Annotated in this window: 10 protein-coding genes; 5 read left to right on the forward strand and 5 right to left on the reverse strand. The window is 65.6% G+C overall.

Annotation, left to right across the window (positions count from 1 at the left end):
* Window positions 1-8: 8 nt before the first annotated feature.
* On the reverse strand, window positions 9-2651 hold the full coding sequence (locus tag ACE3UG_RS15920) for an MMPL family transporter (protein ID WP_374625559.1): 2643 nt from the start codon (window positions 2649-2651) through the stop codon (window positions 9-11).
* Between the two features lie 238 nt (window positions 2652-2889).
* Between ACE3UG_RS15920 and ACE3UG_RS15925 the strand changes: the two genes are divergently transcribed.
* The 5 genes from ACE3UG_RS15925 (at window position 2890) to ACE3UG_RS15945 (ending at window position 8122) form a co-directional block, all read left to right on the forward strand.
* Window positions 2890-3537, forward strand: a complete 648-nt coding sequence (locus tag ACE3UG_RS15925) for a phospholipid-binding protein MlaC (RefSeq protein ID WP_374625561.1) — start codon at window positions 2890-2892, stop codon at window positions 3535-3537.
* Between the two features lie 285 nt (window positions 3538-3822).
* The gene (gene ispH, locus ACE3UG_RS15930) at window positions 3823-4782 is read left to right on the forward strand and encodes a 4-hydroxy-3-methylbut-2-enyl diphosphate reductase (RefSeq protein ID WP_374625563.1); all 960 of its coding nucleotides are present in this window, start codon (window positions 3823-3825) and stop codon (window positions 4780-4782) included.
* A gap of 23 nt (window positions 4783-4805) precedes the next feature.
* Window positions 4806-5927 carry an adenosyl-hopene transferase HpnH gene (hpnH, locus tag ACE3UG_RS15935; protein ID WP_374625565.1) on the forward strand — a complete coding sequence of 374 codons (1122 nt, stop codon included), beginning with the start codon at window positions 4806-4808 and terminating at the stop codon, window positions 5925-5927.
* Window positions 5928-6923, forward strand: coding sequence for a hopanoid-associated sugar epimerase (hpnA, locus tag ACE3UG_RS15940; RefSeq protein WP_374625567.1), 996 nt, complete (start codon window positions 5928-5930; stop codon window positions 6921-6923).
* The gene (locus ACE3UG_RS15945) at window positions 6920-8122 is read left to right on the forward strand and encodes a glycosyltransferase (protein WP_374625569.1); all 1203 of its coding nucleotides are present in this window, start codon (window positions 6920-6922) and stop codon (window positions 8120-8122) included. Before hpnA ends, ACE3UG_RS15945 begins: the two co-directional genes overlap by 4 nt.
* A 123-nt stretch (window positions 8123-8245) precedes the next feature.
* Here ACE3UG_RS15945 and ACE3UG_RS15950 read toward each other — a convergent pair whose 3' ends face one another.
* The 4 genes from ACE3UG_RS15950 to hpnD all read right to left on the reverse strand — a co-directional run bounded on the left by ACE3UG_RS15950 (window position 8246) and on the right by hpnD (window position 13311).
* On the reverse strand, window positions 8246-8941 hold the full coding sequence (locus ACE3UG_RS15950) for a hypothetical protein (protein WP_374625571.1): 696 nt from the start codon (window positions 8939-8941) through the stop codon (window positions 8246-8248).
* A 16-nt stretch (window positions 8942-8957) separates the two neighbouring features.
* Window positions 8958-11030, reverse strand: a complete 2073-nt coding sequence (gene shc / locus ACE3UG_RS15955; RefSeq protein ID WP_374625573.1) for a squalene--hopene cyclase — start codon at window positions 11028-11030, stop codon at window positions 8958-8960.
* Between the two features lie 179 nt (window positions 11031-11209).
* Window positions 11210-12463 carry a hydroxysqualene dehydroxylase HpnE gene (hpnE, locus tag ACE3UG_RS15960; RefSeq protein ID WP_374625575.1) on the reverse strand — a complete coding sequence of 418 codons (1254 nt, stop codon included), beginning with the start codon at window positions 12461-12463 and terminating at the stop codon, window positions 11210-11212.
* Window positions 12463-13311, reverse strand: a complete 849-nt coding sequence (gene hpnD / locus ACE3UG_RS15965; protein WP_374625577.1) for a presqualene diphosphate synthase HpnD — start codon at window positions 13309-13311, stop codon at window positions 12463-12465. The genes hpnE and hpnD overlap by 1 nt, the downstream gene beginning before the upstream one ends.
* Window positions 13312-13533: the final 222 nt, after the last annotated feature.

Consider the following 13533-nt stretch of genomic DNA (forward strand, 5'->3'; position numbering starts at 1 on the left):
CAGTGCCATCAGGTTCGGGGCGGCGGCACACCCTTCTCGCGGGGCTTGCCCATGAGCACCGGCTGGAAGAACACGGCGCCGATCAGCGTACATACGAGCGAGAGCGCCAGCAGTTTGCCCATGCTCGACGTGCCAGGGTGATGCGAAAGCCACAGACTGCCGAACGCGATGCCCGTGGTCGCCGCCGAGAGCACGATGGCCTGCGTCAGCCCCGAGGCCAACAGGCGAGTCTGCCCGTGACGCCACGCGATCACGTAGTAGATCTTGAACGCCACGCCTACGCCCAGCAGCAACGGCAGCGCGATGATGTTCGCAAAATTCAGCGGCAGACCGATCAGGACGGTAACTTCGAGCGTGACGGCTGCCGAGACCAGCAGCGGCACCAGCGTGCGCAGCACGTCGCCAAAGTTGCGCAGCGCGAGCCACAACAACACGGCGATCGAGAGCAACGCGAGAATTCCCGCTTCGATGAACGCACGGATGATCGTGTCCGCCGAGCGCAGAATCGAGATCGGACCGCCAACGGCGTCCGGCGTGGTGGCAAGCACGGCTGCGCTGAACTTGCGCAACATGGCGTCGTCGCTCGGATCGGCGCCCTTCGCCACGCGCGGGGAGATGTTCACGAGCGCGCGCCCGTTGGCGGCGACCCATTGCGAGACGAGGTCCTTGGGGAGCGATTCGCGCGTGATGGCATGCGGCTGGAGGGCGTCGCGCAACTGGCCGAGCGCAAGCTTCAACGGCTCGGCAATCGCCCGGTCGGCGCGATCACGGGTTGCCGCATCGGCCGCCGCCAGCTTGCGCAATGCAGCCGCCAGGCGCTGCGCTTGGGGTGCGCCAGCGCCTGGATGGTCGAGCGCGGCGTCTTCCAATTGGCCGGCAGCCGTCTTGAGCGCCGACACGCGCGCCGCGTCGGCCACTGGCGCCAACGGCGTTTGGGAGAGCGCCGGGAGCAGCGATGCGGCGGCCGCGCCGATCTGCGCGAGCTTGGCGGGCTGCTCCGCCGGCAGGAAGGTCGTGAGCGTCACCACGCGCCCGACCTCCGGCACGGCACGCAGCCTGGCGGCTTCGGCGTCGGCAGCGTCGAGGTTCGGAGCGAGCCACTGCACATCGTTGACGCCCGCTTCCGGCGAATTGGCCAGATCCGTGAGCGTCGCCATCGACTCCGTGTTCGGGTCCTTCAAATGCAACGGGTTGAAATCGAAGTGCAGATGCGTGAGCAGCGGCAGGCCCGCGACCACGAGCGCGATCGTGCCGTAGAGCAACGGCTTGCGGTACTTCTCGGTGAAATCGTCAACCGGACCGAGGCTGCGAAAGCCCGGCGGGCTCGGTTCGCCCTTCGGCTTGAACACGCTGATGAGCGCCGGCAGCAACGTAATGGCCGACGGAAATGCCACGCACAAAATGCCCACGCCCGCAATAAGTCCCAGCTCGGACACACCGCGATAATCGGTCGGCAGGAACGAGAAGAAGCTCGCGGCCGTTGCCGCAGCGGCGAGCGACAGCGGCATCGCAATGGCCTTGCCGGCGTTCGCGAGCGCGCCGTGGAGCGCCGCATCGCGCATGGCGGCATCGGCCGCGCCGCCATCGAGACGATAGCGCTCCTCGCGGTAGCGCACGCCGAACTGAATGCCGAAGTCAACGCCAATACCGACGAACAGCACCGCGAACGCCACCGAGATCATATTCAGCGCGCCGACCATCATCAGTCCGAGCGCAAACGTGACGGCCAGACCGGCAAGCAGGGTGATGAACACGGCAAGAATCATCTTGCCCGAGCGCACCGCCAGCCACAGCACCACGAGCACGGCCAGCAACGTGATGACGGCGTTCGGCCCGGCGTCCTGACGCACCGACGCGAACTCCTCGTCGGAGAGCGGGCGCGGCCCCGTCAAACGTACGGTCGCGCCGTAGCGCTCACCGAGCTTCAGATCGGCCACTGCCGCCCGAATGCGCGTCGCGGCGTTCGCCCCGGCTTCGAGCGCTGCGTAATCCAGCACGGGCTGCACCTGAACGAAGCTGCGTGCCACGGTGTCCGGCGCGACGAGCGCACGCCACGACATCGCCGCCGGACGGCCTGCCAGCACCGCCTCGGTCGTATCGGCGGCGGCGCCGAGCAATCGCGCCATGTCCGGCAGCTTCACCTGGCCCGTGAGCAATGGCGTCTGCAATGTGACCGACAACAGGTTCGACAAACCCGTCAGGCTTGGGTCCTGGGCCAGACGATTGACGAGGGGTTTCGCGTCTTCGAGCCGGCGCGTGAGCGACGTGACGTCGTCGAGCGACGCGAAGAGCAGCGCGTTATGGGCAAAAAACTCGCCCGAGCCCGGACGGCTCACCGCACGAAATACGTCCGTCTCGGTCGCCAGCTTCGCGGCCAACTCGGCGGCGGCCTGGTCGGCGAACTCTGCGGCCGGGGCCTGCACCACGGCCAGCGTGAGGTCGGACTTCTGCGGGAAGGCACGATCGATGTCGCGGCCACGCTCGGCGGCGGGCGTGTTGGCGTCGATCAGGCTCGAGATATCGGTGTTGATCGCAAAGTGCTTCGCGACATACACGCAGCTCGCTATCACGAGCAGTAGCGAAGCGAAGATGACCGGGTACGCGTGCTTCGCCGAAAATCGGACGATGCGCACCACGAGCGAAGTCAGCATGTAGCGGTTCCGGAACAGAGTAGAGATCTCCCCGCCCCGGCCGCCGCAGCCCCAAAGGGCGCGAAACGTCATGTCACAGGCGCTGCCGGGGAACCAATCGGGGACGATATCCGTCGATCAGTCCATGGAAAACGAGGAAACGGTGAATTTAGGAAATCGCAGCAGTATACAAGGCCACGTGCACTACACTACCGCCTACCCGATTTAAACCGACGCAGACGAGCTGGGTTTTTTACGTATGAACAAATTTCTCGTGACGGCGTTCGCCGCCGTCGCATTGAGCGGCATCAGTGGCGCAACGAGCGCCTGGGCACAGGCAGGCAGCGCCAATCCGAACGACATGGTGAAGACGGCGGTCGAGACGGTCGTCAAGGCGGCCAAGGCCGACGCGGCCGCGCGCGACGGCGACGTCACGGCGACGGCCCGTGTCGTGGCCCGCGATTTCCTGCCTTATACCGATTTCCATCGAACCACGCGCTACGCCGTCGGTCCGAAGGCTTTCGACGCCGCCACACCGGCCCAGCAGCAGCAGGTCTTCGAGCAGTTTCAACAATTGCTCGTGAACACTTTCGCGTTGCAACTCTCGCAGGTGCGCGGCACCCAGATCTCGTTCAGGTTCACCCCGGCCAAACTCACGGCGAACAGCACCGACGTGGTGGTGGGCGCCTCGGTCGTCGGCACGGGCGACAATCTGTCGGTGGCCTATCGTCTGGCCAGGACCGACAAGGGCTGGAAGATCTACGACATCAACATGATGGGCGAGAACGTGGCCGACGCGTGGCTCATTCAGTTGTATCAGCCGCAGTTCAAAGCACGCATCGCTCAGGGGGGCATCGACGGCCTGATCGCCTATTTGCGTGACAAGAACGCGCGTTTCGGCAAATGAAATCACCCACTTGACGGCGGAATCGGCGCAGATCCCAGCCGGATACCCACCGATTCATTCAGATTTTCGCAACATCCGCTGGCATCTTCCCACCGGGGGTCGTCAGCAATATTTGGCGGCGGCGGTTACAATCGTCGCTTGTCAAAAGACCGGACGGCGGTCCCCCTGCGGGTGCGCGCGAATTGCCATCGAAACTGGCGCCGCGCGGTCCATGAGGCCATGGTTTCACGACATGGACACCCGAATTGAAACCGCCATCCCGGCCGACCCAAGCCGGAGAGCTGAATGCAAGTCTTCCTTGCCCAACCCCGTGGTTTTTGCGCCGGTGTCATACGCGCCATCGAGATTGTCGAGCGTGCCCTGGAAAAGTACGGCGCCCCGGTCTACGTGCGCCACGAGATTGTCCACAACAAGCATGTGGTCGATTCGCTCAAGGCCAAGGGTGCGCGTTTTATCGACGAGTTGTCCGAAGCCCCTGCGGGCGCGGTCACCATTTTCAGCGCCCATGGCGTCGCACGCGTCGTCGAACAGGAAGCGCAGACGCGCGGTTTGAAGGTGCTCAATGCCACCTGCCCGCTCGTCACCAAAGTGCACATTCAGGGCAAGAATTATGTGTCCGCGGGCCGTGAAGTCATTCTGATCGGGCACGCCGGTCACCCGGAAGTCGAGGGGACGATGGGCCAGATCGACGGCCCCGTGCATCTCGTGCAGACCGAGGACGATGTCGACGCACTTCCGCTTGCCATCGACACGCCGGTATCGTATGTAACGCAGACCACGCTCTCGGTCGACGAGACTCGCGGTATCATTGCTGCGCTGCAACGTCGCTTTACCGATATCGTCGGCCCGGACACCAAGGACATTTGCTACGCCACGCAGAACCGGCAGACCGCCGTGCGCGAGCTGTGCGAGCGTGTGGACGTGCTGCTCGTGGTGGGCGCGACGAACAGCTCGAACTCGAACCGGCTGCGTGAAATTGGCTCTGAAATGGGGCTGCCGAGTTATCTCGTGGCCGATGGCTCCGAGGTCAATCCGGAATGGGTGCGCACACAGGCGCGCATCGGCATTACCGCAGGGGCGTCCGCGCCCGAACGCATGGTCGAAGACGTGATCGACGCGCTGCGTCGCATCGACACCGTCGAAGTGACTCTCATGGACGGCATCGAGGAAACTATCCAGTTCCGCTTGCCGTCGGAATTGATCAAAATCGAGCCGGTCGCCGCACATTGCGCGGTCGCTGGCTAACGCAACACGAACAGGAGCCGAACTTGGCCATCCCCTTCCTGCAACAGGCGTATGTTGGCGCCTACTTGATGAAGCAACGTCTCAAGGGCAACAAGCGCTACCCGCTGGTGCTGATGCTCGAACCGTTGTTCCGCTGCAATCTCGCATGCTCGGGCTGCGGCAAGATCGACTATCCGGACCCCATTCTGAACCAGCGCGTCTCGCTCAAGGACTCGCTCGACGCCGTGGACGAATGCGGCGCGCCGGTGGTCTCGATCGCCGGTGGCGAGCCGCTGCTGCACAAGGAAATGCCGCAGATCGTCAAAGGCATCATCGCGCGCAAGAAGTTCGTCTATCTGTGCACGAACGCGCTGCTGCTCGAGAAAAAGATCGACGACTACGAGCCGAGTCCGTTCTTCGTATGGTCGATTCACCTCGACGGCGATCGTGAAATGCACGACGCGGCCGTGTCGCAGGAAGGTGTGTACGAGCGCGCCGTGGCCGCCATCAAGTTGGCCAAGTCACGCGGCTTCCGTGTGAACATCAACTGCACGCTGTTCAACAATGCCGATCCGGAAAAGGTCGCCAGATTCTTCGATTCGACGAAGGAAATGGGCCTTGACGGCATTACCGTCTCGCCCGGCTATGCCTACGAACGCGCCCCGGATCAGCAACACTTCCTGAACCGCTCGAAGACCAAGCAACTGTTTCGCGACATTCTCAAGCGCGGCGACGGCGGCAAGCGCTGGACATTCAGCCAGTCGAGCCTGTTCCTGGACTTCCTCGCCGGGAATCGCTCGTACCACTGCACGCCGTGGGGCAACCCGACGCGCACCGTGTTCGGCTGGCAGCGTCCGTGCTATCTGCTGGGCGAAGGCTATGCCAAGTCGTACACCGAGTTGATGGAAACCACCGACTGGGACAAGTACGGTGTGGGCAACTACGAGAAGTGCGCCGACTGCATGGTGCACAGCGGTTTCGAAGCCACGGCCGTGAACGAGACGCTCACGCGTCCGCTGCGCGCGCTGGGTGTGGCGCTCAAGGGCGTGCGCACCGACGGCCCGATGGCCGAGGACGTCTCGTTCGCCAAGCAGCGTCCGGCCGAGTTCGTGTTCTCGAAGCACGTCGAGATCAAGCTCGACGAGCTGCGCCGGGCCAAGGCGTAAATGCCGTCGCGTGTGCTGGTCACCGGCGCCTCCGGGTTCGTCGGTTCTGCGGTCGCACGCACGGCGCTCGCGCGCGGTCATGAGGTTCGCCTGCTGGTGCGCGGCACCAGCCCGCGCGCGAACCTCGCCGATCTGCCCGTCGAAGTCGTGGAGGGCGACATGCGCGACGCCGCGTCGATGCAGCGCGCGCTCGCCGGGGTAGACGCCCTGCTCCACGTCGCCGCCGACTACCGGCTCTGGGCGAAAGATCCCAACGACATCATGCGAGCCAACATCGATGGCACGCGCACGGTGATGCAAGCCGCGCTGCGTGCAGGCGTCGAGCGAGTGGTATACACCAGCAGCGTCGCCACGCTGCGGGTGCACGACGCCGCCGGCCCGGTCGACGAAAGCGCACCGAACGAGGAAGCCACGACCATCGGCGTGTACAAGCGCAGCAAGGTCGCGGCCGAACGCCTGGTCGAGCAGATGATTGCACGCGACGGCCTGCCCGCCGTGATCGTCAATCCGTCCACCCCCATCGGTCCGCGCGACATCAAGCCCACGCCCACGGGTCGCATCATCGTCGAGGCGGCGCAGGGCAAGATTCCCGCGTTCGTCGACACGGGCCTGAACCTGGTGCACGTCGACGACTGCGCCGAAGGCCATCTGCTCGCACTCGAGCGCGGCCGCATCGGTGAGCGCTACATTCTCGGCGGCGACGACGTGCTGCTGCGCGACATGCTCGCGGCCATCACAGGCATGGCGGGTCGCCGCGCCCCGAAGATTGCGCTGCCGCGCTGGCCGCTCTACCCGCTGGCCATGGCGGCGCAAGGCGTCGCGCGCTTCACCGGCAAGGAGCCGTTCGTGACAGTCGATGGCCTGAAGATGTCGCGCTATCGCATGTTCTTCTCCTCAGAGAAGGCCAGGCGCGAACTCGGCTACACCGCCCGCCCCTATGCCGAAGGCCTGCGCGACGCGCTCGCCTGGTTCGGTTCTGCCGGATATTTGTCATGACGGTTTTGGCCTGGATCGCCGCGTTGTCGCTGGCCATCTGGATCTATCTGCTGAGTTCGCAGGGGGGCTTCTGGCGTGCGCGCGAGCGCGACGATCGAGACGAAGATCGTCTGCCTGCGCCCGACGTCTGGCCCGCAGTGGCCGTCGTCATTCCCGCGCGCAACGAGGCGGAATCGATCGGGCAGGTCGTCGCGTCGTTGTGCCGTCAGGACTATGCCGGACGCCTGCGCATCGTGGTCGTCGACGACCAAAGCAGCGACGGCACGGCCGGCCTTGCCCGCGAAGCGGCTGCCCAGGCTGCCGCCGACGGCTTCACGCGTCGCGTGGACGTGCTCGGCGGCCAGCCGCTGCCCGGCGGCTGGACCGGCAAGATGTGGGCGGTTCACCAGGGCGTCGCGTTCGCGAGCGACCCCGGCACGAACGACGATGGCATCGCCCCCGACTATCTGCTGCACACCGATGCCGACATCGCGCATTCGCCTGAGAACGTACGCCGTCTGGTCGTGCGTGCCACGAGCGAGCGTCGCGTGCTCGTCTCGCTCATGGCGAAGCTTCGATGCACGGCATGGTTCGAGCGCACGCTGATCCCCGCGTTCGTGCTGTTCTTCCAGATGCTGTACCCGTTCGCGTGGGTCAACGATCCGAAGAAACGCATGGCGGCGGCGGCAGGCGGCTGCATGCTGATCCATCGCGCGTCGCTCGAAGCCGGGGGCGGCATCGAAGCCATTCGCGACGAGATCATCGACGACTGCGCCATGGGACGCCTGCTCAAGCGGCAAGGTGCGATCTGGCTGGGGCTGACGGAGCGCGCGGTGAGCGTGCGTCCGTACGATAACCTCGGCGAGATTCGCAAGATGGTGTCGCGCACGGCGTACGCACAATTGCAGTACTCGCCGTTGCTGCTTGCGGGGACCCTCGTTTCGCTGCTGCTCACGTTCATCGTGCCGCCGGTCATGACGATCTTCGCGTCGGGCATTGCGCAGTGGCTGGGACTCTTCGCCTGGATCGCGATGACGCTGTCGTACCTGCCGATGCTGCGCTTCTACCGTCAGCCGTCGAGCTTCGGGCCGCTGTTGCCGCTCGTCGCCGCGCTCTATACCGTCTTCACGTTCGACTCGGCGCTGCAACACTGGCGGGGTCGCGGCGGCATGTGGAAGGGCCGCGCCCAGGCCCGAGGCCAGCAATCGTCAGACGCATGAACTGAAGGCTGAAGTCACCCCGCGCTCGGTCACCCCCGGAATGCCAGCCCGTCTGCAACGACGCGCTGGCATTTTTGCTGGATGCGGCGTCTCTTCGATGAGGCCGCTTGCGAAGCGACGCGATCAGATGCCTGCGGCTGCCGCACCGAATCCGTCACCCAGTTGGAGGGCGATGATACGGCGACCGCGACGCATGGCCCGTTGGGCACGGCCGGCGTCTTGCCCGACGCGCAACAACGCGGGCAGTTGCCGCGGATCGGCGGCGAGCGAACGCAGCACGCCGAGGATATCGGTGGAACCATCGCTGCGAAGCCCGGCGAGCGCCGCCGCAGGGAGCGAGCGTTCTGCCGGGTCGATCACGACCCGTGCGGCGACGAACGGCAGCCCGTGCGCCAGCGCCACCCGCGCGACGATGTGCGACTCCATATCCGCTGCGGCCGCCCCGCTCTCGCAAAACAGCGCGGCCTTGTCTTCGGCACGCACGACGGGGGCGGTCACACCGGCCAGATCGGCGAGCAACGCGTCGGGCATTGCGCGATGCAACGCATCGGCCCAGGCCACGGACGACACATACTCGCGTGCCCGCTGCGGCATATCCAGCACCCGGCGCGCAATCACCCACTGACCGGCGCTCACGCCATGGATCAACCCACCGGCAGTGCCGAAGCTCACCAGCCCGCGCGCGCCGTCGTGCGCCATCGCGGCCACGAGGTCTTCGGCGAGGGTGTCGTTCTGCGCGCAGACCACACGTACCCCGTCGCCGCGCGCGATGCGGGCTTCAAAGGGCATGCCAGTCACAACGATGATGGGCGCTTGCATGGCGTGGCGTTCGCGATTACATGCCGCAAGGCACCGGGCAATCGTTGCGTACCGTCAGGTTACGGTAACGCGCGAGCGCCCAGAGCGGGAAGAACTTGCGATAGCCGTGATAACGCAGGTAGAACACGCGCGGGAAGCCCGTCGCCGTGTAGAGCGCTTCGTCCCACAGTCCTTCGTCGTTCTGCGTGTCGAGCAGATAGTCGATGCCGCGCTTGAGCGCCGGATCGTGGGCCTTGCCTGCCGCCATCAGGCCAAGCAGCGCCCAGGCGGTCTGCGACGCCGTGCTCGGTGCCGGCTCGTAGCCCTTGTACTCGAGCTTGTAGCTGTCGCCGTCCTCGCCCCAGCCGCCGTCGGCGTTCTGGATCGAGAGCAGCCACTGCGCGGCACGCGCCATGGCCGGATGCTCCGGCGGCAAACCCGCCGCCTGCAAACCGCACATGGCCGACCATGTCCCATACACGAAATTCATGCCCCAGCGGCCGTACCAGCTACCGTCGGCTTCCTGATCGTCGAGGATGTATTTCAACGCCAGATCGGCAGACGCCTTGCGCTGCGGCGACGTCGGCAACTGCGCCAGCATCGACAGACACCGCGCGGAGACGTCCACCGTCGGCGGATCGAGCAGCGCACCGTGATCGGAGAAAGGAATGCTGTTCAGATACAGATGGGTGTTCTCCGGCTCGAACGCGCCCCAGCCGCCATTACTGCTCTGCATGCCGATGACCCACTCCGTACCGCGATCGATCGCATGACGCATGGCTCGCTGACTTGCGTCGACCTTGTCGTTCTCGAACGCCCCCGCCAGTTTTTCATAGCGATCCATCGCCATGGCGACCACGGCGGTGTCGTCGACATCCGGATAGTGGGGGTTGGCAAACTGGAACGCCCAGCCGCCCGGACGCACGTTCGGGCGGCGCGAAATCCAGTCGCCGCGCACGTCCAGAATCTGCAGCGGAATCAGCCACGCCAGGCCTTTGCCCGCGCATTCGATGGCGCGCTTGTCGCCGGTTTCCAGCAATGCGTGCGCCGACAGGGCGGTGTCCCACACCGGCGAGAGGCACGGCTGCACATAGGTCTCGTGATCGGCGGGCGTCACCAGCTTCTCGATCGACCTGCGCGCCATTGCGCGACTCGGATGATCCTCCGGATAGCCGAGTACGTCGTACATCATGACCGCGTTGGCCATGGCCGGATAGATCGCGCCCAGGCCGTCTTCGCCATTGAGGCGTTCGTCGACGAACGCGACGGCGCGCTTGACCGACTTCTCGCGCAGCGCCTTGGGGAAGAACGGATCGAGCGCACGCAGTACATGATCGACGCCGGAGAAACACGCGAACCAGAAGCGGCTCTGGTGCGGCGCCCGCTTCGGAGGACCGACGTCTTTGGGGCTGCCGATGAACAACTCGTCGATGCCGACGCCCTTCGGATTGCGTGCGAGCGGACGCTTGGCCTGCAGCACGAGCAGCGGCACGATCACGGTGCGCGCCCAGTACGACACCTTCGACAGGTGGAAAGGGAACCACTGCGGCAACAGCATGATCTCGACGGGCATCATCGGCACGGCACGCCAGGAGAGCACGCCATAGAGCGCCAGCAGAATGCGCGTGAAGACGTTCGAATTCTGCGCACCGCCGCGCGAGAGAATGGCCTCGCGGGCCCGCACCATGTGCGGGGCATCGATGGGTTCGCCGATCATCTTGAGCGCGAAGTACGCCTTCACGCTCGCGCTCATGTCGAACTTGCCCTGGTGGAACAACGGCCAGCCGCCGTCGTCGCCCTGGATGCGACGCAGATACGCTGCGATCTTCGCTTCGAGTTCGGCGTCGACCGGCTCACCGAGATGGTGACGAAGCAAGACGTACTCGGCGGGAATCGTCGCGTCGGCTTCCAGCTCGAAGAGCCAGTGGCCGTCGTCCTGTTGCAGATCGAGCAGCGCCTTGATCGAACGGTCGATCCCCGTCTCGAGCGTCTGAGTCGCCATTGCCGTACTCACCTTATGCGCAAGCTCGGTATGCAGTTTGAGATCCACGGCCGTGGCGGTGGCCGTGCGTCGTGCTTCCTTTTCGGAAGCCTCGCGTATCGTATCCATGGCGTTCTTGCCTACTCAAAGGCGTATGAGCGGCGCGCAACACGCACCGGTTAAACATTGACACTTGCAATGACGCCCGCTGTTTCCGGTCGCTTTCCGCACGCTTTCCGCCGGCTTCCGACCCTCGCTTCCGACCCTCGCTTCCGGCTCGGTACCTGCGCACGACGCTCCGGCAGCGCTCAGGCGGGACACAGCACATCGGCCGCCCGGTTGCCGCTGCGCAGCGCGCCTTCGATGGTGGCGGGCAGTCCCGTGGCGGTCCAGTCTCCGGCCAGCGCGAGATTGCGCCAGCGGGTCTGCGCGCCGGGGCGACGCTTGTCCTGCGCCGGGGTCGCCGCAAACGTGGCCCGCTTCTCGCGCACCAATTGCCACACCGGCATCGGCGTGGACGGAAGTCGACACGCACGTGCGACCTCTTCCCAAATGCGCAGCGCGAGCGATTCCCGCGATTCGTCCAGCAGATGGTCTGCGCCGCTGATCGTCACCGACAAACGGCCGTCGAAGGCGAAGATCCAGTCGCTCACGCCGTTCACCACACCGATCATCGGCGGGCAGCCCGGCGGCGGCGGCACCTGAAAATGCGCGTTGACGATGGCCCGGTATTCGTCGGGCGTGGTCAGGTCCGGCACCAGCGCCGCCGCCACGTTCGGCGGTACCGCGAGCACCACGGCATCTGCGGCGGCCAAGGCCTGCGGCCCGTCGCCAAAGTCGATCGATTCGACACGGCTGCCGTCCGGCGCAAAGCCCAACGCGCGCACGCGGTGCTGCATCAGCACACGCGCACCTTTCGCTTCCAGGAACGCCAGCGCAGGCGTGACGAACGACACGTCCAGACCGTCGCACGCAATCAACGGATGGCAGGCCTTGCCGCCCGCCGCGAGCGTTTCACGAATGACGGCGGCGGCCATCTGCGCCGAGCCCTCGGCCGGATCGGCGTTGAGCACGGCGAGAAACAGCGGGTGAATGAGCCGGTGATAGAGCGTGGGCGGACAATTCATCGCGTCGGTCATCGTTGCGTCGGGCCCGGCGCGCAGCAGCGGCGCCAGCGACAGATAGTCCGACCAACGGGTGCCTGGCACGCGGGCATTTTTGTCGAAGATCCACCACGGCAGCCGCCCTTCCGACAGACGCACTGTCCAGCGCTCGTCGCTATCGAGATCGACGAACGCGAACTCGGCGCGACCGGGGCCGGTGAGCGTATGCGCGGAGCCGATGGTGCGCGTGAATTCGCGCATCGTCGAATTGCCCGAGAGCACCAGATGATTGCCGTTGTCGATCACGGCGTTCAACTGCCGATCGAAATAGGAGCGGCACCGCCCGCCCGCCTGCGGTGCGGCCTCGTGCAGCACGACCGGCACGCCGCGCGTGACAAGCCTCACCGCGGCGGCCAGACCTGCAAGGCCGGCGCCGATGACGTGAACCGTGCCCGCCATCAGAAGACCATCTGCCGCAGCAGCATCAGAATAAGACGCCAGCGCGGCACCCGCACGCGCTCGCGAGGCACGGCAAAGCCGCGCGCAACGAGCTTGTCGAGAATGGCGCCGTAGGCTTTGGCCATCACGGCGGGCGCGACGATCACGCGGCGCGGATATCGCGCCATGATCGCGCGCGCCTTCGTGTAGTGCTCACGCGCCTGCGCAACGAGCGGCGCACAGGCGCGGTCGAGCGTGGCGGCGGCGACACGCTCCGGCGTGGCCGCCACGATACCGGCGTCGGCGAGCACTTCGCGCGGCAGGTAGACACGGCCGATGCCGGCATCTTCGTCGATATCGCGCAGAATGTTCGTCAGTTGGAGGGCTCGACCGAGATGATGGGACAGATCGATGCCGTCCTCCTCGGGCATGCCGAACACCTTGACCGACAGACGGCCGACGGCGCTCGCCACGCGATCGCAATACAGATCGAGCGTGGGCAGATCGGGCGCAACGATGGGGCCGCAGGCATCCATTTCCATGCCATCGATCACGGCGAGAAAGTCGTCGTGCTTCAGGCCGAACTGATGGACGACGCGCGCGAGGTTCGTGAGCGACGGCGCAGGGCGTCCGTCGTACAGATCGGCCAGATCGCGCCGCCACCGGGCCAGACGCGCCATACGGCTCGCCGACGTATCTTCGCCGTCGTCGGCAATGTCGTCCACGGCGCGGCAAAAGGCATAGATCTCGAACATGCCTTCACGCTGCGCGGACGGCAGAATGCGCATGGCCGCGTAAAAACTGCTGCCCGACGCCACGCGTGCGCTGCTCTGCTCAGGCGAAATTTCGATCGGTTCGGCGACGCTCACGAGGCTCCTCGTCGTGCAGGGGAACAGGGTGACACCACGGAAAAAACTCAGGGGATTCTTGCAAGGAGGGAAGTATACCGGGGATTGGCGCGACTTTCCCGCCAGGATTCGGAACGATAGCATAGAATCTCGGGGCGCTCGGCGCAGCGCCGGCCAGCTTTCCCGGCGCCTCTGCGGGCCTTCGCGAGCGCTTTGCCCCGTATATTTCCGCCGCCGCGCCGC

Origin of the sequence: Pandoraea sp., assembly GCF_041919235.1 — a bacterium.
Classification (GTDB): Bacteria; Pseudomonadota; Gammaproteobacteria; order Burkholderiales; family Burkholderiaceae; genus Pandoraea.